This window comes from Streptomyces sp. NPDC048270, from assembly GCF_040652335.1.
Taxonomy (GTDB): domain Bacteria; phylum Actinomycetota; class Actinomycetes; order Streptomycetales; family Streptomycetaceae; genus Streptomyces.
On record NZ_JBEZLV010000011.1, the window covers coordinates 167,552 to 189,578 of the forward strand.

Below are 22,027 nucleotides of genomic sequence, written 5' to 3' on the forward strand. Positions count from 1 at the left end.
TCCTCGGGGGGCGCTGTCAGGCGCGGTCGGCCGCCGGTTCCTTCTCGGCCGGCTGGGTCATCTCCTGGAGCACCGCTTCGACGTGCCGCTTGCGCAGCAGGGCGACGAACAGCACGGCTCCGACGAGCAGCAGCAGGGCGCCGACCGCGAACGCGGAACGGAACCCCGATACCTGGGCGGCCAGTTGGGCGGCCTGGTCCGGGGAGGGGTTGTCCCCGAGCTCCGATGTGGCCTGGCGCACCGCGATGGCGGAGAGCACGGCGAGGCCCACCGCGCCGCCGATCTCCTGGACGGTCTGGTAGAGGCCGGAGGCCAGGCCCGCGTCCGACTCCGGGACGCCGGAGGTGGCCAGCAGCGTGACGGGGACGAAGGCGATGCCGAGGCCGATGGACAGCATCAGCAGGCCGGGCAGCAGGTCGGCGGCGTAACTGCCGTTCTCCGGCAGGCGGGAGAGCAGCAGCATGCCGCCCGCCCCGAGCGCCAGACCCGTGGCCCCGACCGGGATCGGTCCGAGCTTGCCCACGGTCGGCTGGGCGATGGTGGCGCCCACCATCACGCCGATGGCGGCGGGCAGGAAGGCCAGACCGGCCCGCAGCGGGCTGTAGGCGAGGACGCCCTGCAAGTACAGGGAGGAGAAGAAGAACATGGAGAAGATGCCCGAGGTGAGCATCAGCAGGACGAGGTCGGCGACGGCCAGCGAGCGGATCCGGAAGATCCCGAACCGGACGATGGGTGCACGGCTGCGCAGCGAGGCCACCACGAACACGGCCAGCAGGAACGCCGTGCCGGCCGCCGCCCCCAGGGTGCGGGCCGAGGTCCAGCCCCAGGACTCGCCGTTGCTCAGGGCGAGCACGAGCAGCAGCAGGCCGCCGGTGATGCTGACGGCCCCGACCACGTCGACCGACCGGTCGCCCTCGGTGACCCGGGAGTCCGGGATGAAGCGCGAGCCGAGCAGGACGGCGGCGCCGACCGGGATGTTGATGAAGAAGATCCAGTGCCAGGACAGCGAGGCCGTCAGCAGCCCGCCCAGGAGCAGGCCGAGCGCGCCGCCCGCCGCGGCGATGGTGCCCCATGCGGCGAGCGCCTTCGTCCGCAACGAGGCGTCCTTGAAGGAGGTGTTGATGATGGAGAGGCCGGCGGGCGCGATCATCGCCCCGGCCAGGCCCTGGACCCCGCGGCCGACGATCAGTACGGTCGCGTCGGTCGCCAGGCCGTTGACCGCGGAGGAGACCGTGAACAGGACGACGCCGGCCAGCAGCAGCCGCTTGCGGCCGAAGAGGTCGCCGAGCCGGCCGTTGAGGATCAGGAAGCCGCCGAACATCAGCGCGTAGACGTTCACGACCCACTGGAGGTCGCCCTGTGACATGTGGAGGCCGGCGTTGATGGACGGCAGGGCCACGTTCACGATCGTGGCGTCCAGCACGACCATCAGGTCGGCGAGACACAGGAACACGATGATCAGCGCGGGTCGGCCGCCCGGTCCGGACAGTGCTGGTGCAGGGCTCGACGAGGTGCCTTTGGCAGGTGAGGTGGTCACTGGCGCTCCTGACAGAACAGCAGGTCGGTGGACCCGGCGAGGCCGGTTCCGCGGGATCGTAACATCGTAAGCGGACCTCCTGGTCCGTTTATTTGAGACAGATGTGGGCGGTGATGACAAGAGGTCGGGGGGACGGTCCGGGCGGCCGGTGCGCGGCCCGGACCGGGCGGGTGGCGCCCCGGACACCGCCGGGGCGGGCCCGTCACGGGGTTCCGAGTGCCTCCACCGCCCGTCGGTAGTCGGCCAGGGAGGGAGCGTCCACGGCGTAGGGCCGCTGCGCGGTGCCGGGTGCCGGGGTGCGGAGCCCGTCGAAGACCACGTCGAGGTAGCGCTGCCACAGGTCGGGCTGTTCGGCCCGCAGCGGGGCGGCCGCCTGCCGGACGCCGCCGAGCAGCAGCATGACGTCCACGGTGCTGATGTCGGCCCGCACCGCCCCCTGTTCCTGGGCCCGGCGCAGCACGGCGGCCACCGCGTCGGTCAGCTTCTCCTCGGCCGCCAGCACTTCGGGCTGTGCGTGCGGGGCCAGCGAGAGCGACTCGAAGAAGCCGCGGTCCGCCGCGTACAGCCGTGCCGCGGCCCGCATGAAGGCGTACAGGGCCTTTCCGGCGTCCTCGTCGTCGGCCAGCGCGAGGGTCAGCGCGGTCAGTTCCTCCAGCCGTTCCGTGGCGATCGCGGCGACGAGCTGGTCCTTGGACGAGAAGCAGCGGAAGGCCGTCCCCTTGCCCAGGCCCGCCTCCCGGACGATCTCCGATACGGGGATGCCGAGGCCGCCCTCGGCGAACGAGCGGGCCGCCGCGTCGACGAGCAGCCGCTGGTTGCGGACGGCGTCGGCGCGCGACCGGGTGGCCGGGGCGCCGGATGCGGGAGTGCGGGACACGGTGCGGGGACCTCCGGGGTGGTGGGGTCCGGCCGGTCCGTCCTGCCGGGCGGTACGGGTCATCGGACCCGCCCGTCCGGCGTCGCGGACCCGCCGGTGGCTGAGGGCGCCCTGACCGAGTGCAGCAGGGGCCCCGCATCATGGTGCCTGACCGGGACCCGGCCCGGTGCGAGGACGCACACCGCTCCGGCGTACCCCTCCGCCGCCGGGAGGTCGGTCAGGAACACCTGGTCGGGCCGGGAGCCGGGGAACCGGCGCAGGCGCGGCGGTTCGCCCGGAGGGCCCAGGTCGACCTCGGCGAGCGGCACCGTGATGCCCACGCCGACGGCCTTGAGGAGCGCCTCCTTGCGGGCCCAGCAGCGGACGAAGCCGGCCGCGTCCGAGGTGCCGGCCGCCTCCGCGGGGCCCAGCGTGGCGCCGCCGCGGAAGTCGGGGCCGAGCCCGCCGGGCTCCTCCTCGACGTCCACCCCCACCGGTCCGGCCCGGGTCGCCGCCACCACCACGAACGCGCCGGAGTGGCTGGTCGACACGTGCAGCCCGGTGCCGGGCAGGACGGGCCTGCCGTGCTGCCCCGGGCACGAGGGGCAGAAGCGGTCCACGCCCACCGCGTCCGGAGCCGACCCGAGTTCCCCCGCGGCGACCGCCCGCAGCAGGACGGCGCCCAGGGCGGAGCGCTCCCGGTCGGCCGGCAGCCGGAAGCGCCGCAGCCGCTCGTTCTCCGCCGCGCTCAGCACGTACAGGTGCTCCGGGCGGAGCCAGTCCGTCCGGGCCCACCAGACCTCGCAGGGCGGGCCGTGCACGGTGGCCCGCTACCGCTGCGGGTTCTGTGCGAGCAGGACCGGTACGCCCCCGACGACCTGGAAGTCCCGGGCGCAGGCCCGGCAGGTCAGGATCCGGGCCCCGGCGTCGTGCCGCAGCCCGGCGTCGGGGTGGTCGGGACAGCCGAGTACGTCGAGCAGGGCGGGGTCGAGTGCCATCGGGGGTCTCCTCCTGGTGGGCGGTGGGCGGTGGGCGGTGGGTGGTGGGCGGAGTTCGGTCATCGGTGAGGGGGTGGGTGGCCCGGACGCCCGGCCCGGCCGGGCGTCCGGGCGGGGTCAGGACGGCAGGCCCGTCGCGGGTCGGCCGTGGCGGGCGCGCAGTTCGCGCTTGAGCACCTTGCCGAGGAAGCTGCGGGGCAGGGCGCCGGTGAGGACGTAGTGGGCCGGGACCTCGGCCCCCCGCAGCCGGGATTCGGCGAACGCGCGGACCTCGGGGAGCCGGTCGGGGGAGGTCAGGACCAGCACCGCCGTGACGGCCTGGCCGAGTTCCGCGTCCGGGGTGCCTATCACGGCCACCTCCTTGACGTCCGGGTGCTCGTACAGCTCCGCCTCGACGGCGATGCTGGATATCAGCGCGCCGCCGGACCGCACCGCGTCCGCGGCCCGGTCGAAGAAGGTCAGTTCGCCGTCCTCGTCGACCCGCCCGAGGTCCGTCATCCGGGTCCACTCTCCGATGTTGAAGCGCTGGTCGAGGTCGGTGTCGAGATAGCGGCGCTTCGGCGCGGCGGTGCGCATCCAGATCTCGCCGACCTCGCCGGCCGGCAGCGGCTGCTGCTTCTCGTCGGTGATCTGCAGCTCGGTCCCGTGCGCCGGGTGGCCCATGGACAGCGGCTTCGCCGGGTCGAACAGGTGGAGCGTCACGGCCGGCGAGGCCTCCAGCGAGGTGTACGCCATCGCGAGGGACGCTCCGGGGAGCGCGGCGAGCAGATCGCGGGCCACGGCCGGCGGGAACGCCGACGAAGCGGTGGTGACGGTGTGGACGCTGCCGAGGTCGTGCCGCTCGTGCACGCGGGCCCGTACGAGCGCAAGGGCGGTGGCCGGCGTGATCATGATCGAGCCGCACGCGTACCGGGTGATCAGCGCGGCGATCTGCTCCGGATCCTCGGGCGGGGCGACCAGCAGGATGCTGCGGGACAGCAGCGGCAGCGAGGCCGTGCCCTGGCTGGACGAGGTGCCCAGCGGCATCGCGGCGAGCAGGTGGTCCGCGTTGCCGAGGGTGTCGATGGTGGGTTTGGCCCGTCCGAACAGCATGTTGGCGTGGGTCACCGTGATGGCCTTGGCGCGGCCGGTGGTCCCCGAGGTGTACAGGATGTCGGCGATGCCGTCGATCCGCGGCGCGGGCGCCGGCGGGTCGTGCCGCCCGGTGTCGAGGTCGTCCAGGGTGGCCGTCCAACCGCTGGAGCCGGCCGGCGGGGCCAGCGCGGAGCCGTGCACGATGCCGTTCACGCCGCACTCCGCCAGCCGGTGCGCGATCTCCTCGGCCGGCATGGTGTCGTTGAGGTGCAGGGTGGTCGCGCCGACCCGCTGCGCCGCGTGGTAGGCGACCGCGTAGTCGATCCAGTCGAGTCCGCCGAAGTACAGGGCGATCCGCCGCAGGCGCGGCTCCTTGAACCGCAGCAGGCCGTGCGCGGCGGCGTCGGCACGCCGGTCCCACTCACCGAAGGTCAGGGGGTCCCGGCCGTCGACGACGATCGCGACGCCCTCCGGGTCGGCTGCCGCGCGCTCCCGCAGCAGGTCGGTGAGCGTACGGCTGGGTGTGCCGTCCGCGGGGTCGGCCTGCGGCAGGCCCGTGCTGGTGCTGGATCCCATGTCAGCCCCCCGGCCGGTCAGTTCTTCACCAGGACGGTGAGCGGCACCCGCCACACCTGGTGCCGTTCGCGGTCCGGGTCCGGCAGCGCCCGCAGCGCCGCCACCACCGGGACCACCAGCCGCTGCCAGTCCGCGTCGCCGACGTCCTTGAGGTACGACCAGACGCGGCCCGCGATGCTGTCCGCGTACTGGTTGGGCGTCAGGTCGATCTCGTACGGGTTGACCGAGGCCTCCTCCAGCACCCGCAGCCCGAACGTGCCGGCCGCTTCCGCGAGCCGCTCCGGGGTGTCGGGCACCTTGGGCTTGAGCACGTTCAGCGGCGACTCCGCCTCGACCAGGTCGTCGGGCTCGGCGACCGGGACGCCGTGCACGGTGACCAGGCGGCCGCCGGGGGCGAGCACCCGGGCGGTCTCGGCGAGCACCCGGTCCATGTCGTCCACGACGTGCAGCACGTGCACCATGACCACGTTGGGCAGCGAGCCGGAGGCGAACGGCAGGTACTGGGCGTTGCCCACCACGACCCGGCCGTTCAGGCGGCTCTCCGCCCGGGCGGCCATCTGCGGGGCGACGTCCACGCCGAGCACGCTGTGGCCGAGCTCGGTGAGGCCGACGTCGACCAGGCCGGTGCCCAGCCCGATGTCGAGCACCGGGCCGGGGAGCAGGTGCGGGGAGAGGTCCTCGGCGGCCTTGCGGCCGCGCTCCAGGCCTCCGTGGTAGGCGTCGTAGTCGTCGGCGTCCTTGTCGAACCGGAGGGACTCGCTGGTGACGGAAGTCATGAAGGCGCACTCCAATCATGGGGCCGACGGGGCCCGCGGGGTGCCGCGGCCGACGTCCCGAGCCAAGAGGACCGAGCGGTCCGCTTGGCCGGGAGTCTAGTCGACCCGGTGCCGCCGGGCGTTGCCCAAGATTGAGCAGAGCCCGGTTTCCCGGCCCCGCTAGCGTGGCCGCACTGCGGAATCGGGCGTGCGGATCGGCCGCCGGTGCAATCCGCCGAACCAGGCAGAAGGGAATTCTCCTCATGGCATGGTCGTTCATTCCCCCGGCAGCCCAACAGGTCGCCGAACCCCCCGAGCAGTTGCTGCACACCGGCAATTCCGGACTGATCATCCACCGGGTCGGGCAGCTCGCCTACGAATTCCGCACCGAGGGCCGGTCATTCGCCCGGGATCTGCAATTCTTCACCAACAAGGCGCTGCACCCGAATGCCACCACCTTCGTCTACGAGGAGTTGTTCGGGACGCAGGACCGGCTGCACTGGCTCATCCACATGCGGGCCCCCAACGACTACGGCCAGCTGCTGGAAATGGTCGACCACGACTCGGACTTCCAGGAAGTCGCCAGTTCCGACCGGCTCGCCGACCAGGGCGGCGGCAACTGGGAGCGGATGTTCCTCCAGGGGTCCTTCCACGAGAAGGTGATCGTCCCCCAGCACGGCCTCACCCACGCCCACGAGGAGGCCGACCTCGGCGGCCTCTTCGCGGTGCCGGCCCGCTTCCAGACCGCCCAGCTGCCCGAGCAGCAGCTCAACAGCGCCAACGCCGGCGTGATCATCCACCGCACCGGGCAGGTCAAGTTCGAATTCCGCAAGGAGGGGCGCAACTTCGCCTTCGCCTGGCTCAGCCGCATCAACGAGGAGCTGGCCGGACACGCGACCGTCTTCCTCTACGAGGAGCAGTGGGGCACCCAGGACCGCCTCCACTGGATGATCCACCTCCGCTGTCTCGACGACTACCGCCGCATCGTCGAACTCGAGCGCACCGACGAGGCGTTCCGCGAGATCCTGACCGGCGAACGGATCCCCGCCGGCCGCGGCGGCGGCAACTGGGGCCGGATGTTCCTGGACGGCACCCTCCGGGAGACCGTCCTCGTACCGCACCACGCGGGAGCGGGCAGCTAGATGGAGGTCGGCATCGAGGCGGTCAACGCCTACGTCGGCAGGGCCTCGCTGGACGTGCGCACGCTCTTCGAAGCGCGCGGGCTGGACATGCGCCGCTTCGGCAACCTGATGATGCGCCAGAAATCGGTGAACCTGCCCTGCGAGGACGCCGTCACCAACGCCGTCAACGCCGCGAAGCCGCTGGTCGACGCGCTGCCACAGGCCGAGCGGGACCGCATCGAACTGGTCGTCGTCGGCACCGAGTCCGGCCTGGACTACGGCAAACCGCTGAGCACCTACGTCCACGACGCGCTCGGCCTCGGCCGGCGCTGCCGGTCCTTCGAGACCAAGCACGCCTGCTACGGCGGCACCGCGGCGCTGCGCTCGGCCGCCGCCCTCCTCGAAGTCGGCGCGGACCCGGACGCGAAGGCCCTGGTCATCGCCGCCGACGCGGCCAGCGCCGCCGCCCGCGACACCTACTGGGAACCGTCCCAGGGCGCCGGTGCGGTGGCGATGGTCGTCGGCGGCCGGCCGCGGATCCTGGCCCTCGACCCGGGAGCCAGCGGCTTCTACAGCTACGAGGTGATGGACACCCTGCGCCCCCGCCCGGACCTCGAGGCCGGAGACTCCGACCTCTCGCTGCTCTCCTACCTGGCCTGCCTGGAGCACAGCTACCGGCACTACGCCGAGCGCGTCGTCGGGGCGGACATCGTCACCACCTTCGACCGGCTGGTCCTGCACACCCCGTTCGCCGGGATGGTGCGCGCCGCCCACCGCACCATGCTGCGCAAGCTCAAGGGATACGGCACCGCCGCCGTCGAGGCCGACTTCGAGCAGCGCACGGCGGCCTCGCTCGCGTACTGCTCCCGCGTCGGCAACGTCTACTCCGCCGCCCTCTACCTCGCGCTGTGCTCGCTGATCGACCAGGACGGGCCGGCCGCCGGCCCCCGCCGGGTCGGGATGTTCTCGTACGGCTCCGGCTGCGCCTCCGAGTTCTACAGCGGGGTGGTGCCCGAGGGCGCGGGCGCGGAACTCGCCGCCCTCGGGATCGGCGCCGCCATCGAGGACCGCTACCCGCTCTCGATGCCCGAGTACGAGACGCTCGCGGACGGCGGCGCCCTGCGCATGGCCGGCGTACGCGACCAGCGCTTCGACCCGGCCGCCTACGGGCCCGTCTACGAGAAGGGGTTCGCCGGACGCGGGCTCCTCGTGCTGGACGAGATCACCGGCTTCCACCGGAGGTACCGGTGGAGCTGACCGGGACCGCACCGGGCCCGTCCGGCCACCGGACGCTGCGCGTGGAGCACGACCGGGGGCGGCTGACCGTGACGCTCACCCGGCCGGCGGAGCGCAACAGCATCACCCGCGAACTGATCACGGACCTGGGCGCCGCGCTGGACCTCGCCGAACGCACCGAGGACTGCCGGGTGGTCGTGCTGCGGGCCGAGGGCGACACCTTCTGCAGCGGCATGGACCTCTCCGGCGTCGCGGCGGCCGGAGCCGGGGCGCCGGCGGAGGGCGCGGACGACCGGCGCGCGGACGGTACGGCCGGCGGGCCGACGGGCGGCACGGCCGGCGGGCCGGCGGGCGTGCAGGACACCCGCAAGGGCGGCGAGGACTACTTCGCCCTGCTGGAGCGGCTCACCACCATCGGCAGGATCGTGGTGGCCCAGGTGGACGGCCACGCGGTCGGCGGCGGGGTGGGACTGGTCGCGGCCAGCGACTTCGTGCACGCCACCGACCGGAGCCGGTTCAGCCTCCCCGAGGCGCTCTGGGGGCTGCTGCCCTGCTCGGTGCTGCCCTTCCTGATCCGGCGGGTCGGCTTCCAGCGGGCCTACGCCATGGCGCTCGGCACACTCCCGGTCGCCGCCCGGGAGGCCGCGGTCCACGGGCTCGTCGACGAACTCGCCGAGGACCCCGGGCCGGCCCTGCGCCGACTGCTCTTCCGCGCCTCCAAACTGGACCCCGCCACGGTCGCCGACCTCAAGCGCTACACGCGCCGGCTGTGGATCCTCGACGAACACACCCAGCGGACCGCGGTCGACGAGTTCGTCCGCCTGATGTCCTCGGACCGGGTCCGCGGCCGGATCGCCGGCTTCGCCGACCTCTCCGCCGGGACGGGACGGGACGTCCCGCCCGCCGCCCCGCGCTGACCCCGGAGCGGCCCAGGTCGGTCGTTCCATCCGCTCACCGACGACGAGGAGGGCACCGTTGCGTGCCTGGATATTCCCGGGGCAGGGATCACACCGCAAGGGCATGGGCGCGGGCCTGATCGACCGCCACCGCGCCCTGGTGGAGGCGGCCGACGCCATCCTCGGCTTCCCGCTCGCGCCGCTCCTGCTCGACGACCCCGACCAGCGGCTGGGCGATACGCGCTACGCCCAGCCGGCCCTCTTCGCGGTGGAGGCCCTGACCGTGCTCTCCGCCCGGGCGGACGGCGAACCGGAGCCCGACGTGCTGGCCGGCCACAGCCTGGGGGAGTACGCGGCCCTGTTCGCGGCCGGCTGCTTCGACTTCGAGACCGGGGTGCGCCTGGTCAAGCGGCGGGGCGAGCTGATGTCCGGAGACGGGAACGGGGACGGCGGGATGCTCGCCGTCGTCGGGCTGACCGCCGAGCAGCTGGCGGGGGCGCTGCCGCGGTACGGCGCCGACGCCGTGGACATCGCGAACCACAACGCCCGGACCCAGGTGGTCCTGTCCGGCCCGGCGGAGCAGCTGCGGACGGTGGCGGCCCGGCTGCGCGAGGACGGCGCGGCCAGGACGGTGCCGCTGGCCGTCCGCACGGCCTTCCACTCCCGGTACATGCGGGAGGCCGCCACGGCGTTCGCCGGCTTCCTGGCCGGGTTCGCGCTGCGGCGGCCCGCCCTCCCGGTGCTCGCCAACGTGACCGCCGCGCCGTACGGGGACGACGTGGCCGGGCTGCTGGCCCGGCAGATCGCCGAACCCGTGCGCTGGTCGCAGACCATGGACCAGCTGCTCGCCCTCGGCGTACGGGAGGTGGCCGAACGCGGCCCCGGCACCGCACTGGCCGGCCTGTGGAAGTCGGCTCTGAAGGACAACGCGACGCCGGGGCCGGCGCCGGCGCCGCCGCCGACCCCGCTGCCCCCGGTCTCCCCGCCCCCGGCCCGGGTACCCGCACCGGGCGGGTCCGCCGTGTTCCGGGCGGAGGGGCTCGGGAGCGCCGAGTTCCGACGGGACCACCGGGTCCGCGCCGCCTACCTGGCCGGGTCGATGTACAAGGGCATCTCCTCGGCCGAGCTGGTGCTGCGGATGGGCCGGGCCGGGCTGCTGGGCTTCCTCGGCACCGGCGGGATGGGCCTCGACCGGATCGGGCGGGACCTCGAACGGCTCGCCCGGGAGTCCGGCCCGGACCGCCCGTACGGCGTCAACCTGCTGCACACGCCCGCCGATCCGGCGCGCGAGGACGCGGTCGCCTCGCTCTGCGTCCGCTCCGGGGTGCGGAGCGTGGAGGCCGCGGGCTTCACCCGGATCACCCCGGCCCTGGTCCGGGTGCGGTTCGCCGGGGCGGACCGGGACGCGGACGGACGGCCCTCGCCCGGCCGGCACGTGGTGGCCAAGGTGTCCCGGCCGGAGGTCGCCCGGGCCTTCCTCGCCCCCGCCCCCGCCGCCGTGGTCGACCGGCTGCTCGCCGAGGGCGGGCTCACCCCGCAGGAGGCCCGGATCGCCCGGGAACTGCCCGTCAGCGGCGACCTGTGCGTCGAGTCCGACTCGGGGGGACACACGGACGGCGGGGTGGCGCTGGCCCTGCTGCCGACCATCGCCCGGCTCCGGGACCGGGTCGGCGCCGAGTACGGCTACCACCGGCGGGTCCGGGTCGGGGCCGCGGGCGGGCTCGGCACTCCCGAGGCGGTGGCCGCGGTGTTCCTGCTCGGGGCCGACTTCGTGCTGACCGGCTCGGTCAACCAGTGCACGCCCGAGGCGGGCACCGCCGACGCCGTCAAGGAGCTGCTGGCGGGGCTGGACGTCCAGGACACCGCCTACGCGCCGGCCGGGGACATGTTCGAACTGGGGGCGCGGGTCCAAGTGGTGCGCAGGGGCACGCTGTTCCCGGCCCGGGCGAACAAGCTCTACCAGCTCTACCGGCAGTACGGCGCCCTCGAAGAGCTGGACGAGCGGACCGTGCGGTCACTGGAGGAGCAGTGCTTCGGCCGCCCGGTCGAGGAGGTGTGGCGGGAGACCCGGGCGCACCTCGCGCGCACCGACCCCGAGGAGCTGGCCCGGGCCGGCCGCAGCGACCGGCACCGGATGGCCCTGGTCTTCCGCTGGTACTTCGTCCACTCGACCAGGCTGGCCATGCACGGCACCCCGGACCAACAGGTCAACTACCAGATCCACTGCGGTCCGGCGATGGGCGCCTTCAACCGGTTCGTCGCCGGGACCGAGCTCGCGGACTGGCGCCGCCGCCACGTGGACGTCATCGCCGACCGATTGATGGCGGGAGCCGCGTCCATTCTGACGGACCGGACAAACGCGATCCTGCGTGCGCAATTCTGAGCAGGAACTCCAACCCCGGCTCCATAGTCTCTGACAGGGGATTTCCGGAACGTTCCCGGCGACATTCACCGGGTATTCGATCAGGAGGGTTTTCATGACCGCAGCGGACACCGGGGAATCGGCGGACGGGGCCAGGGCGGTCGTAGCGCCGGCCGGTCACCAGACCGTCCTCGCGCCGGAGAAGATCCTGCACTCCGGGAACTCCGGAATGATCGTCGAGCGCACCGCCCAGGTCCGCAGTGAATTCCACTCGGAATCAAGGGAGTTCGCACGGGAACTCGCCGAATACATCAACACCTCCCAGGAGGGCGTGGCGAGCGTCTTCGTCTACGAGGAGACCTTCGGCACCAAGGACCTGGTCCACTGGCTGATCCACCTGAAGTCGATGGACGCCTACGAGACGCTGGTCCGGATGGGCAGTCAGGACGAGGGCTACCGCGGCCTGTTCGGCAAGGCCCGCATCGACGAGAGCAAGGGCGGCGGCAGCTGGGCCCGGATGTTCGTCGACGGCACCTTGCGGGAGTCGGTGCTGCTGCCGCAGTTCTGGGGCATGTACGGCACCGCCGTCGACGGCACGCTGGAACGGCAGAGCACGGTGTTCCAGGAGGCCGGCACCGCCGTCTCGCTGCCGCCCGCCCGCCACCAGACCTCGCAGCCCGACGAGCTGCTCCTGCACTCCGCGAACGCGGGCATCGTCATCCACCGCACCGCGCAGATCATCTACGACTTCCGCTCCGAGGCCCGCCAGTTCGCCCGCGAAGCAGCCGAGGCGATCAACGACAACCTGGCGGGCGAGGCCACCGTGCTCCTCTACGAGGACGCCTTCGGCCCCATGGACCGCATCCACTGGATGATCCACATGCGCTCGCTCGGCACCTATCAGCGGCTGCTCCAGCTGCACGTCCAGAACGAGAGCGTCCGGGACATCTTCTTCCGGGAGCGCGCACCCGAGAAGGGCGCCGGCGGCACCTGGGCCCGGATGTTCGTCCAGGGCTCCTTCCAGGACGTCGCCCTGACACCACACCACTGGGGTCTGTACGCCACGGAACTGCCCTCGGCGCGCTGACCCCCTCGCCCCCGGACCAGGAGGTGTCGGCCATGAGCGGCCGAAGTCTGCACGAGATCTTCCACGACAGGGCCCGCGAGGCGCCCGAGCGGATCGCCGTCACGGCATCAGGCGAGCAGCTGACCTACGGCGAACTCGACGCCCGCGCCGAGGCGCTGGCCGCCCGGCTGGCCGCCGGGGGAGTGCGCCCCGGCGTCCTCGTCGGGCTCAGCGCACACCGCGGCACCGAGCTCGTCATCGGCCTGCTCGGCATCCTCAAGGCCGGCGGCGCCTACGTACCGCTCGACCCCGACTACCCGGCGCCCCGGCTGCTCCACCTCCTCGAGGACACCCGGGTGCGGATCGTGGTGGCCACCGCCGAGGCGGCCAAGGCGCTGCCCGACGCACTGGCCGCCGAGGTCGTGCCCGTCACCGCCGGGACGCCCGCCGACAGCGCCGGCGCCGCGGCCCCGGCCGGCCGCGAGGCGGCGACCGGGAGCGACCTCGCCTACGTGATCCACACCTCCGGCTCCACCGGCCTGCCCAAGGGCGTCCTCGTCGAACACCGCCAGGTGGTCCGGCTGTTCAGCGCCACCCGGGACTGGTTCGGCTTCGGCCCCGAGGACGTCTGGACCCTCTTCCACTCCGCCAGCTTCGACTTCTCCGTCTGGGAGATCTGGGGCGCCCTGCTGCACGGCGGCCGCCTGGTCGTCGTCGACAAAGACCTCACCCGCAGGCCCGCCGACCTGCACGCCCTGCTGCGCGCCGAACGGGTCACCGTGCTCAACCAGACGCCCTCCGCCTTCCGCCAGCTCGCCGCCGCCGACGCGGAGCACGAGGGACCGGACCGCCTCGCGCTGCGCCTGGTGGTGTTCGGAGGGGAGCGCCTCGAGGTCCGCGACCTGGCGGGCTGGATGGAGCGGCACGGGGACCGGCAACCCCGGCTGGTCAACATGTACGGCATCACCGAAACCTGTGTGCACGCCAGTTACCGGCCGATCACCACGGCGGACCTTGACGCGCCCGAGCACAGCCCGATCGGAGTCCCGCTGCCCGACCTGGACTTCGTCCTGGCCGGCCCGGACGGGGCCGCCGTACCGGACGGCACCCCCGGCGAACTCCTGGTCGCCGGACCCGGGTTGGCCCGCGGCTACCTCGACCGCCCGGAGCTGACCGCCGAGCGCTTCACCTCCGGGTCCTTCGGTGGCGGCCCCGTCACCCGCTACTACCGCTCGGGCGACCTCGCCGTCCGCACGGCGGACGGGGAACTGCGCTACCTCGGCCGCCTCGACGACCAGCTCAAGGTGCGGGGCTTCCGGATCGAGCCGCGCGAGATCGAGCACTTCCTGACCGCCCACCCGCAGGTCCGTGCGGCCGTGGTCGTCGCGCACGACTACGACGGCGACCTGCGCCTGGCGGCCTTCGTCGTACCGCAGGACGGCGAGGCGGACCCGGCCGCGCTGCCCGCCGCCCTGGCCGCGTACGCCGCCGCCGGGCTGCCCGCCCACCTGCGTCCCTCGGCCCACCGGGTGCTCGGCGCCATCCCGCTCACCCCGCAGGGCAAGACCGACCGGGACGCCCTGCGCCGGATCCTCGACGGGGAGCCCGCCACCGCACTGCCGACGCCCTCCGGGCCCACCGCCCTCGACGCCGTCACCGCCATCGTCCACGAGGTCCTGCGCGGCCCTCGGCCGCCCGAGGCCGACGTCGACCTCTTCGACATCGGCGCCACCTCGCTCGCCTTCGTCCGCATCGTCGCGCAGGTCAACCAGCGGTTCGGACTGCGCCTGACCGGCGCCGAACTGGGCGCCGAGGCGACCGTCGCCCGGCTGGCCGCCGTGGTGGAGGAGCGGACGGCCCGGCACCCCGGACCGGACAGCGGTGCCCACGACCACCACGTGAAGGAGCAGCCATGACCCAGGCCGGAGCGGGCGGCGCGTTCTCGCTGTCCGAGAAGGAGCTGGAGAGCTTCCGCACCAACGGGTTCTTCGGACCGTTCAAGGTCTACGAGCCCGAGGAGATGACCGCCGAGTGGCGCCGCGAGCGGCTGAAGCTGATGGACCGCTCGATGGCGGTCTACGGCGACGAGGCCGCCTCCTCGGGCAACACGAACATCTCCAACTACGACCGGCACCTCGACTCGGACTTCCTGGCCGGCCACATCGGCCGGAGGCCGATCGTCGACCGCGTGGTCAGCGCCCTGGGCCCGGACGTCCTGTGCTGGCGCACCGAGTTCTTCCCCAAGTACCCGGGCGACGAGGGGACCGACTGGCACCAGGCGGACACCTTCGCCAACGCCTCCGGCGAACCGCAGATCCTGTGGCCCGACGAGTTCAAGGAGTTCGGCGGGACCATCACCGTCTGGACGGCCTTCACCGAGGCCACCGTCGACAACGGCTGCCTGCAGTTCATCCCCGGCTCCCACCAGCAGATGAACTACGACGAGACCAAGAAGATGCACTACGACCCGGACCGCATCAACCAGGAGAGCAAGGGCGGCACCCGCCGCGGCTTCTTCGGCTACGACTACCGCGAGCTGCAGAAGGACGAGAACTTCGTCCCCGACGAGAGCAAGGCCGTCTCGATGGTGATGAGGCCGGGCGAGGCCATCATGTTCTGGTCCACCCTGATGCACGCCTCGCACCCCAACGACGGCCCCGCGCAGCAGATGCGGATGGGCTTCGCCTCCCGGTACGTGCCCACCGCCGTCCGGGTCTACCCGGACACCGAGGAGATCGAGGAGTACGGCGGCCGGGTCTCGCTGGAGCGCTACGGCGCCGTCCTGGTGGCCGGCCGCGACACGTACGGACACAACAAGCTGGTGGACCGCACCACCCGGGGCCATGGCTTCGGGGACAGCTGACGCCGCCGCCGGGGTGGGCTCCCGGCCCGCCCCGGCGGACGGGCTCGCCCGGCTCGCGCGGGCCGTCCTGTCGCTGGGACCGCTGCTCGGCGTCCTGCCGCCGGTGACGGTCCCGGCGGGGCGGCGCGCCGGGACCGTCGGCCCGCTGCTGGCGGCCGTCACCCGGCGGCTGGGCTCCCCCGCGGTCGCGGTGGGCGCCGGCCCCGGGCAGCCGGACACCTTCGCCCGGGTGGTCGCCGACCACCTGGACCTGGCCCGGCTGCCCTTCACCGAGGACGGCCGGGTGGAGGGCGCCGACCGGCTCGCCGACACCGTCGACGAGGCGGCGGCGGCGGACTTCGGGCGGTTCTGCACCCGGCTCGACACCAGGACGCCCGACGGGGTGCCGCTGCGCGTGTACACGGCGGGGCGGCCCGGGGAGCGGGCGGTGGCGCTGGCGCCGGCCCCCGGCATGCCGGCCCGGCTGGCCGAGCGGTGGATCCGTGAACTCGCCCGTACGCACTACGTGGTGACCTGGGAGAGCCGGGGCCTGTTCGCCGACCCGGAGGAGCCCGCGCCGCCCGGCTACGGGGTGTCCGCGCAGGCCGGGGACCTGCTGGCCGCGTTGGACCGGGCGGGCGCCGCGCGGGCGCACGTGGCGGGCCTGTGCGGCGGCGCCGTACCGGCCGTCGCCGCGGCCGCGCTGCACCCGGACCGGATCACCTCGCTCAGCCTGTGGCACGGCGACTTCGACCTCGGCCCGGACACGCCCAAGACGGACCACCAGCGCAATCTGCAGGCCCTGCTGTCGATGGCCTGCGCCGACCCGGCCCTGGCCGCGACCATCCACGAGACGCTCTGCCGGTCGATCGGCGACAACGTCCCCGCCGACCTCGCCCACCTGGTGCTCTATCCCTACGCGACCGTCGAACTGTTCCGCCGGTACTCCGAGTTGAACACGGCCGTGATGGGTGAGGACCTCCGTCCCCGGCTCGCCGGACTGGGTCAGCCGGTGCTGGTCGTGACCAGCGCGGACGACGACACCGCCCATCCGGAAGGGTCCGCGCGGGTGGCCGCCGCCCTGCCGGGCGCGGTGAGCCTGGTCCGCCCGCACGGCGACCACATCTCGGTGTTCCGGGGGGAGCCGGAACTGTTCGACGCCCTGGCCGAGTTCCTGACGGAGCACCCCGTCTGACGCGTCGCCAGACCGGGCTCCTCCCGGCCCCCTGCGGTCCCCGGCCGGCCGTCGCAGCCCGGACCACCCGGCCCCGGGGGCGGCCCCGTCCGCCTCCGGTCCCGCCGCACCACCCGGCCCGCCGAGCCGTGCGCCCCCGCCCCGCCCTGCCGCGAAGGAGGAACCCATGAACCACGACCAGATCGCCCGATCGGTCGTCCGCCTCGTCGGCGAGGTCCGGCCGGGCGGCGCGGAGCCGCCCCTGGACGCGCCGCTGCGCGAGCACGGCCTCGCCTCGCTGGCGGCGACCCGCCTGGTGCTCGGGATCGAGGCCGCCCACGGGGTGCGCATCGCCGTCGACTGGCTCGGCGCGGGGGCCACCACCCGCCAACTGATCGACAAGGTGGCACAGTCGGCCGGGTCGGCCGGGTCGGCCGGGTCCGTCGGGTCCGTCGGGTCCGTCGGGTCGGCCGGGCCGGACGGGTCCGTCGGGTCGGCCGGGTCGGCCGGGTCGGCCGGGTCCGTCGGGTCCGTCGGGTCGGCCGCGGCGCCGGACGCCCTCGGCGCGGGCTCCCCGGCTCCGGCGGCGGCCGGGCCGGACCTGGGGAGGAACGGGGAACCGTTCCCGCTCACCCCCGTGCAGCAGGCCTATCTGGTCGGCCGGGACCCCGACCTCGGCGCGGACCCGGTCGGCTGCCGCCTGTACCGCGAGTTCGCGGTCCCCGGCCTCGACGCGCGGCGGCTCACGGCGGCCTGGCGGCGCGTGGTGGCCCACCACGACATCCTGCGCGTCCTGATCGACGAGGAAGGCCGCCAGCGCGTCACCCCGCCCGTCGGCGTGTCCGCGTACGCCGACGTCTCGGCGCCGGCCGACGTCCCCCTGCCCGCCGACGTCCCCGTGCCGGCCGATGTCCCCGTGCCCGCCGACGTCTTCCTGCCCGCCCGACTCCCCCTGCCCGCCGATGCCCCCGTGCCGGCCGACGTCTTCCCGCCCGGCCGACTCCCCCTGCCCGCCGACGTCCCCGTGCCCGCCGACGTCTTCCCGCCCGGCCGACTCCCCCTGCCCGCCGATGTCCCCGTGCCCGCCGACGCCCACGTGACCGCAGACATCCCCGTGCCCGCCGACGTCCCCGTGCACGACCTCGCCGCCCAGGGGCCCGAGGCCTTCGCCCGGCACGTGAGGGACGTCCGCGCGCGTCTGGCCGACCCGGCGCGGAACCAGGCCGCCGGCTGGCCGCCGTACACCGTCGAGGTGTCACTGGGCCCGGACGGCGCGGGCGTGGTCCACCTGGACATCGACGCCATGCTGACGGACGGGCACGGCCTCGACGTGCTCCTCGACCACTGGTGGCTCGGCTACGAGCGGCCCGAGGACCCGCTGCCCGCCTCCTCGGTCCCGCTGCGCGAGGCCGTCCTGGCCCTGCACGCCCGGCGCTCCACCCCCGCCCACCGGGAGGACCTGGACTACTGGTGCGACCGGCTCGCCGGCCCGGCGGCCCCTCCCATGGCCGCCCCGGCGGCGGCCCGGACCCGGCCGGAGGCCCGCCCCGGCGGCCATCCGCGCCGCTCCCTCGGAGCCGCCCTGACCCCGGCGCAGTGGAACGCCCTCAAGGAGCGCGCCGCGGCCCGGGGGGTGTCGCCCACGGCACTGGTCCTCACCGCCTTCGCCGAGGTCCTGGCCGCCGACGCGCCCGGCGAACCGTTCACCCTGGTGCTGACCACCTCCGACCGGGTACGGCTGCCCGCCGGCACGGACGACCTGGTCGGCCCCTTCACCTCCACCGCGCTGCTGGCCGTCGCCCCGCTGCCCGACCGCACCTTCGACGAAGCCGCCCGCGCGCTCCACGACCGGCTCTGGGCCGACCTCGCCCACACCGGCGTGTCCGGGGTGGAGGTCCTGAGGGAACTGCGCTCCCGGCACCGGACGGCGCCGCAGGCCGCCCTGCCCGTGGTCTTCACCAGCCTGCTGGACACCGGCACGGGCCGCACGGGCGGGCTCACCGGACACCTCGCGCACGCCGCCAGCCGCACCGCCGGCGTCGCGCTCGACCACCAGATGTGGGAGACGGACGGGGCCCTGCACTACCGCTGGGACGTGGCCGACACCCTGCTCGCCCCGGGCGCCGCCGACACCCTCTTCGCCGCCCTCGGCAACACCCTGCGCGACCTCGCGTCCGGCGCCGGAGCCGACGGGGAGACCCGCCCGCTCAACCAGCTCCAGCAGGCCTACTACGTCGCCCGCGCCCAGGGCTCCGGCCCCTGGGACGGCTGCCAGGTCTACCACGCCTTCGCGCTCGACCACCTCGACATCGGCCGCCTCGAGGACACCTGGCACGCCATGACCGAGCGGTACGAGGCGCTCCGCAGCCACCTGACCCACGACGGCGAGCTGCACGTGCGCCGGACGGCCGGTCCCCGCCGCCGGATCCCGGTCGTCGACCACGCGGGCGACCAGTCCGAGCCGTCGGGCGCCCTCCAGGACGCCTTCCGCGACCGGATGGCCGGAACGGCCTTCGCCCTCGGCCGCTGGCCGCAGTTCGACCTCCGCGTCACCCGCAGCCCGTCCGGCCGGTCGACGCTGCACTGCGCCATCGACCTGGCGGTGGTCGACGGCCGCAGCCTCCACCTGCTGCTGCGCGAACTGGTCGCCGGATACGGCGGCCCCGCGGTCCGGCCACCCGCCCTCCCCGCGTCCGCGGCGGCCACCGCCCTCCCCGCCCCGCCCGACCCCGCGGCCGCCGCCTACTGGCGCGAGCGCTTCACCGCCCTGCCCGCGGGACCCGTGCCGGCCGGCGGGACCGACCGGCGCCGCACCCGCCACTCCGGCGTCCTGCCCGGATGGCGGCGGATCCGCGAGGCGGTCGAGGACCGCGGACTGACGCCCGACGCCGCCCTGCTGGCCGTGCTCACCGAAGCCCTGTCGACCCGCGTGCAGGGCGACTTCACCGTGGTGGCCGCCCGCTGGCACCGGGACGACGAGCACCGCCGCCCGGGCGAGCACACCCGGCTCAGCTGGCTCGACCACGGCCCCGCCGGGCAGTCGCTCGCCGAGCGCGCCGCCGCCCACCAGCACCGGATGGACCAGGACGACACCCGCGGCGCGGGCGCGGACGGGCTCGCCGAACTGCGCCGCGTCGTCATGCGCGAGCGGGCCGGCGACGGCCTCGCCTTCCCCGTCGTCCACACCGGCCTGCTCGAACTCACCGGCCAGGCGCCCCCGTCCGGCGTACGGAGCGGCCGCTGGATGACCTACACCCCCGACGTGTGCCTGGACAGCATCTGCGTCGAGGAGGGCGACGAACTGCGCTACCACTGGGACACGGTGCCGGGCGACTTCGCCCCCGGCGACCTGGAGGCGATGTTCGCCGCGTACGGCCGGCTGCTGGGCGGCCTCGGCGAGGCCTTCACGGCGGCCGCCGCCCCCGCCCCGGCCGAGACCCCGGGCACGCGGCCGACACGGGCCGTGCTCAGCCCGGCCGAACGGGAACTGGTCCTGCACACCTGGAACGACACCGCCGTACCCGTCCCCGACGAGCGCCCCGTCCACCTCTTCTTCGAAGACCACGCCCGCCGCACCCCCGACGCCGAGGCCGTACGGCACCCCGGGGGGACCGTCAGCTACGGCGAACTGGACCGCTGGGCCAACGGCATCGCCTACCGCCTGCGCGCGCTCGGCGTCGACACCGGCCAGGTCGTGGCGGTCTGCGCCAGACGCGGCCCGGCGCTGATCGCCGCCGTCCTCGGGATCCTCAAGGCCGGCGCCGCCTACCTGCCCATCGAACCCACCGCCCCCGCCGAGCGCGCGGCCGGCATGCTCGCCGACGCCGGTGCCACGGTGCTGCTCACCACCACGGACACCGGACCGCTCCCCGTCCCGGACGGCATCCGCGTGGTCGACGCCGACCGCGGCGTCGTGCCCGCCGATGTCCCGCCCCCGCCGACCGCCCACGCGGACAGCACCGCGTACGTCATCTTCACCTCGGGCAGCACCGGCCGGCCCAAGGGCGTCGCCGTCGCCCACCGCTCGGTGCGCAACCTCCTGAACTGGTGCTGGCGCACCTTCGGCTTCGGCCCCGGCGACCTCGGGCTGATGGTCACCTCGCTCGGCTTCGACCTCTCCGTGTTCGACGTCTTCGGCCTGCTCGGCCGGGGCGCCGCGCTGTACGTCGCCGACGAGGCCCAGCAGAAGGACCCGGCGCTGCTGCTCGACCTGCTGCTGGAGCAGCCGATCACCTTCTGGAACTCGGCCCCCACCACGCTCGCCCAGCTGATGCCGCTGCTGCCCGGCCCGGCCGACGACCGGACCGGCGCCGGCGACCTGCGCCTGGTCTTCCTCAGCGGCGACTACACGCCGCTGTCGCTGCCCGGGGAACTGCGGGCGGTGTTCCGCTCCGCCGAGCTGGTGAGCCTGGGCGGCGCCACCGAGGCGACCGTCTGGTCCAACTACCACCGGGTCGCCGAGGTCGACCCGTCCTGGCGGAGCATTCCGTACGGCCGTCCGATCGACAACGCGCGGTACTACATCCTGGACGAGAACCTGGAGCCCTGCCCGATCGGCACCGAGGGCGACCTGATGATCGGCGGGGACTGCCTGGCGCTCGGCTACCACAACCAGCCCGGACTCACCCGCGAGCGCTTCGTGCCCGACCCGTTCGTCCCGGGCGGCGGCCGGCGGATGTACCGCACCGGCGACCGCGCGGCCTTCGGCCCGGACGGCGTGATGACCTTCCTCGGCCGGGCCGACACCCAGGTCAAGATCCGGGGCCACCGGGTCGAACTGGGCGAGATCGAGCACCGGCTGCGGAGCCACCCCGCGGTCCGGGAGGCGGTGGTCCTGGTCCGGCCGCACGACTCCGGGGACCACAAGGTCGTCGCCTACCTGCTGCCCGCCGCCGACGCCGGCGACCTGCCGCCGGCCTCCGCGCTGCGGGAGTACGCCGCACGCGCCCTGCCGGACTACATGGTCCCCAACCACCTCACCTTCCTGGACACCCTCCCGTCCACCCCGAACGGCAAGCTGGACCGCAACGCCCTGCCCTGGCCCCTTCCCCCGACTCCCCCCGAAACCAGCCCGACTGCCGCCGCACCGGCTCTGGCCGGGGCTGCCGCCGCCGCGCCGACCCTCGCCCCGGCTTCTGCCGCCGAAGCGCCGGAGGCGGGCGGGGACCCGGCCGGGGGGCCGGGCGGCGGGCTCGCCGGGCGGCTCGCCGAGGAGATCGCCGAGATCGTCGCGGGGCTGCTCGACGGCCGGCCGGTCGACCCGGACGCGGACCTCTGGGACCAGGGCGCGACCTCCTTCACGATGGTGCGGATCTCCCGGACCCTCCAACAGCGGCACGGCGTACGGATCCCCGTCGGCGCCCTGCTGGACGCGCCGAGCATCGCGGGCATCGCCGACCACCTCGCCCGCGAGTTCGCCGCGGCCGGCCCCGCGCCCGCCACCGACGCACCGCACCCGGGGTCCGCCCCCGCCCCGGCGGCCGCGCCCGCCCCCGCGACCGACCGGGCCGCGCCGCTGGCCTCCTCGAGCGCGG

The 22,027-nt window shown here is 74.5% G+C and carries 15 protein-coding genes; 9 read left to right on the forward strand and 6 right to left on the reverse strand.

Features of this window, described 5'->3' with window-relative positions:
- Nucleotides 1-16: 16 nt before the first annotated feature.
- From AB0D66_RS13100 to AB0D66_RS13125, 6 genes are all read right to left on the reverse strand, one after another.
- On the reverse strand, nucleotides 17-1,537 hold the full coding sequence (locus tag AB0D66_RS13100; protein WP_362301166.1) for an MFS transporter: 1,521 nt from the start codon (nucleotides 1,535-1,537) through the stop codon (nucleotides 17-19).
- A gap of 202 nt (nucleotides 1,538-1,739) precedes the next feature.
- Nucleotides 1,740-2,414 (reverse strand): helix-turn-helix domain-containing protein, encoded by a 675-nt coding sequence (locus AB0D66_RS13105; protein ID WP_362301169.1) that lies wholly within the window; start codon nucleotides 2,412-2,414, stop codon nucleotides 1,740-1,742.
- A 59-nt stretch (nucleotides 2,415-2,473) separates the two neighbouring features.
- Nucleotides 2,474-3,214: a 4'-phosphopantetheinyl transferase superfamily protein gene (locus AB0D66_RS13110; protein WP_362301172.1), complete on the reverse strand. Its 741-nt coding sequence runs from the start codon at nucleotides 3,212-3,214 to the stop codon at nucleotides 2,474-2,476.
- A 9-nt stretch (nucleotides 3,215-3,223) separates the two neighbouring features.
- Nucleotides 3,224-3,391, reverse strand: coding sequence for a hypothetical protein (locus tag AB0D66_RS13115; protein WP_362301175.1), 168 nt, complete (start codon nucleotides 3,389-3,391; stop codon nucleotides 3,224-3,226).
- A gap of 117 nt (nucleotides 3,392-3,508) precedes the next feature.
- Nucleotides 3,509-5,041, reverse strand: a complete 1,533-nt coding sequence (locus AB0D66_RS13120) for a class I adenylate-forming enzyme family protein (RefSeq protein ID WP_362301178.1) — start codon at nucleotides 5,039-5,041, stop codon at nucleotides 3,509-3,511.
- 17 nt (nucleotides 5,042-5,058) lie between these two features.
- A complete protein-coding gene (locus AB0D66_RS13125) occupies nucleotides 5,059-5,817 on the reverse strand; it encodes a class I SAM-dependent methyltransferase (RefSeq protein ID WP_362301181.1) in 759 nt (252 codons plus the stop codon).
- A 242-nt stretch (nucleotides 5,818-6,059) separates the two neighbouring features.
- Here AB0D66_RS13125 and AB0D66_RS13130 point away from each other — a divergent pair, with 242 nt between their 5' ends.
- The 9 genes from AB0D66_RS13130 to AB0D66_RS13170 form a co-directional block, all read left to right on the forward strand.
- Nucleotides 6,060-6,938, forward strand: coding sequence for a DUF6039 family protein (locus AB0D66_RS13130; protein ID WP_362301184.1), 879 nt, complete (start codon nucleotides 6,060-6,062; stop codon nucleotides 6,936-6,938).
- Nucleotides 6,939-8,174, forward strand: a complete 1,236-nt coding sequence (locus AB0D66_RS13135) for a hydroxymethylglutaryl-CoA synthase (RefSeq protein ID WP_362301187.1) — start codon at nucleotides 6,939-6,941, stop codon at nucleotides 8,172-8,174. It abuts the gene before it with no gap.
- Nucleotides 8,165-9,070 (forward strand): enoyl-CoA hydratase-related protein, encoded by a 906-nt coding sequence (locus AB0D66_RS13140; RefSeq protein WP_362301190.1) that lies wholly within the window; start codon nucleotides 8,165-8,167, stop codon nucleotides 9,068-9,070. The genes AB0D66_RS13135 and AB0D66_RS13140 overlap by 10 nt, the downstream gene beginning before the upstream one ends.
- 58 nt (nucleotides 9,071-9,128) lie before the next feature.
- Nucleotides 9,129-11,432: an ACP S-malonyltransferase gene (gene fabD, locus AB0D66_RS13145; protein ID WP_362301194.1), complete on the forward strand. Its 2,304-nt coding sequence runs from the start codon at nucleotides 9,129-9,131 to the stop codon at nucleotides 11,430-11,432.
- A gap of 94 nt (nucleotides 11,433-11,526) precedes the next feature.
- Nucleotides 11,527-12,498 (forward strand): DUF6039 family protein, encoded by a 972-nt coding sequence (locus AB0D66_RS13150; protein WP_362301197.1) that lies wholly within the window; start codon nucleotides 11,527-11,529, stop codon nucleotides 12,496-12,498.
- 32 nt (nucleotides 12,499-12,530) lie between these two features.
- A complete protein-coding gene (locus tag AB0D66_RS13155) occupies nucleotides 12,531-14,393 on the forward strand; it encodes an amino acid adenylation domain-containing protein (RefSeq protein WP_362301200.1) in 1,863 nt (620 codons plus the stop codon).
- Nucleotides 14,390-15,340 carry a chlorinating enzyme gene (locus tag AB0D66_RS13160; protein WP_362301203.1) on the forward strand — a complete coding sequence of 317 codons (951 nt, stop codon included), beginning with the start codon at nucleotides 14,390-14,392 and terminating at the stop codon, nucleotides 15,338-15,340. Before AB0D66_RS13155 ends, AB0D66_RS13160 begins: the two co-directional genes overlap by 4 nt.
- Nucleotides 15,321-16,514 carry an alpha/beta hydrolase gene (locus tag AB0D66_RS13165; protein WP_362301206.1) on the forward strand — a complete coding sequence of 398 codons (1,194 nt, stop codon included), beginning with the start codon at nucleotides 15,321-15,323 and terminating at the stop codon, nucleotides 16,512-16,514. The genes AB0D66_RS13160 and AB0D66_RS13165 overlap by 20 nt, the downstream gene beginning before the upstream one ends.
- Nucleotides 16,515-16,680: 166 nt before the next feature.
- The coding region (locus tag AB0D66_RS13170) for an amino acid adenylation domain-containing protein (protein ID WP_362301209.1) at nucleotides 16,681-22,027 on the forward strand (5,347 nt) is incomplete at its 3' end.

Bases quoted from the DNA above. Each gene is read 5' to 3' on its own strand.
- AB0D66_RS13115 (WP_362301175.1), bottom strand. From the start codon at position 3,391: ATGGCACTCGACCCCGCCCTGCTCGACGTACTCGGCTGTCCCGACCAC.
- AB0D66_RS13120 (WP_362301178.1), bottom strand. From the start codon at position 5,041: ATGGGATCCAGCACCAGCACGGGCCTGCCGCAGGCCGACCCCGCGGAC.
- AB0D66_RS13125 (WP_362301181.1), bottom strand. From the start codon at position 5,817: ATGACTTCCGTCACCAGCGAGTCCCTCCGGTTCGACAAGGACGCCGAC.
- AB0D66_RS13130 (WP_362301184.1), top strand. From the start codon at position 6,060: ATGGCATGGTCGTTCATTCCCCCGGCAGCCCAACAGGTCGCCGAACCC.
- AB0D66_RS13135 (WP_362301187.1), top strand. From the start codon at position 6,939: ATGGAGGTCGGCATCGAGGCGGTCAACGCCTACGTCGGCAGGGCCTCG.
- AB0D66_RS13150 (WP_362301197.1), top strand. From the start codon at position 11,527: ATGACCGCAGCGGACACCGGGGAATCGGCGGACGGGGCCAGGGCGGTC.
- AB0D66_RS13155 (WP_362301200.1), top strand. From the start codon at position 12,531: ATGAGCGGCCGAAGTCTGCACGAGATCTTCCACGACAGGGCCCGCGAG.
- AB0D66_RS13160 (WP_362301203.1), top strand. From the start codon at position 14,390: ATGACCCAGGCCGGAGCGGGCGGCGCGTTCTCGCTGTCCGAGAAGGAG.
- AB0D66_RS13165 (WP_362301206.1), top strand. From the start codon at position 15,321: ATGGCTTCGGGGACAGCTGACGCCGCCGCCGGGGTGGGCTCCCGGCCC.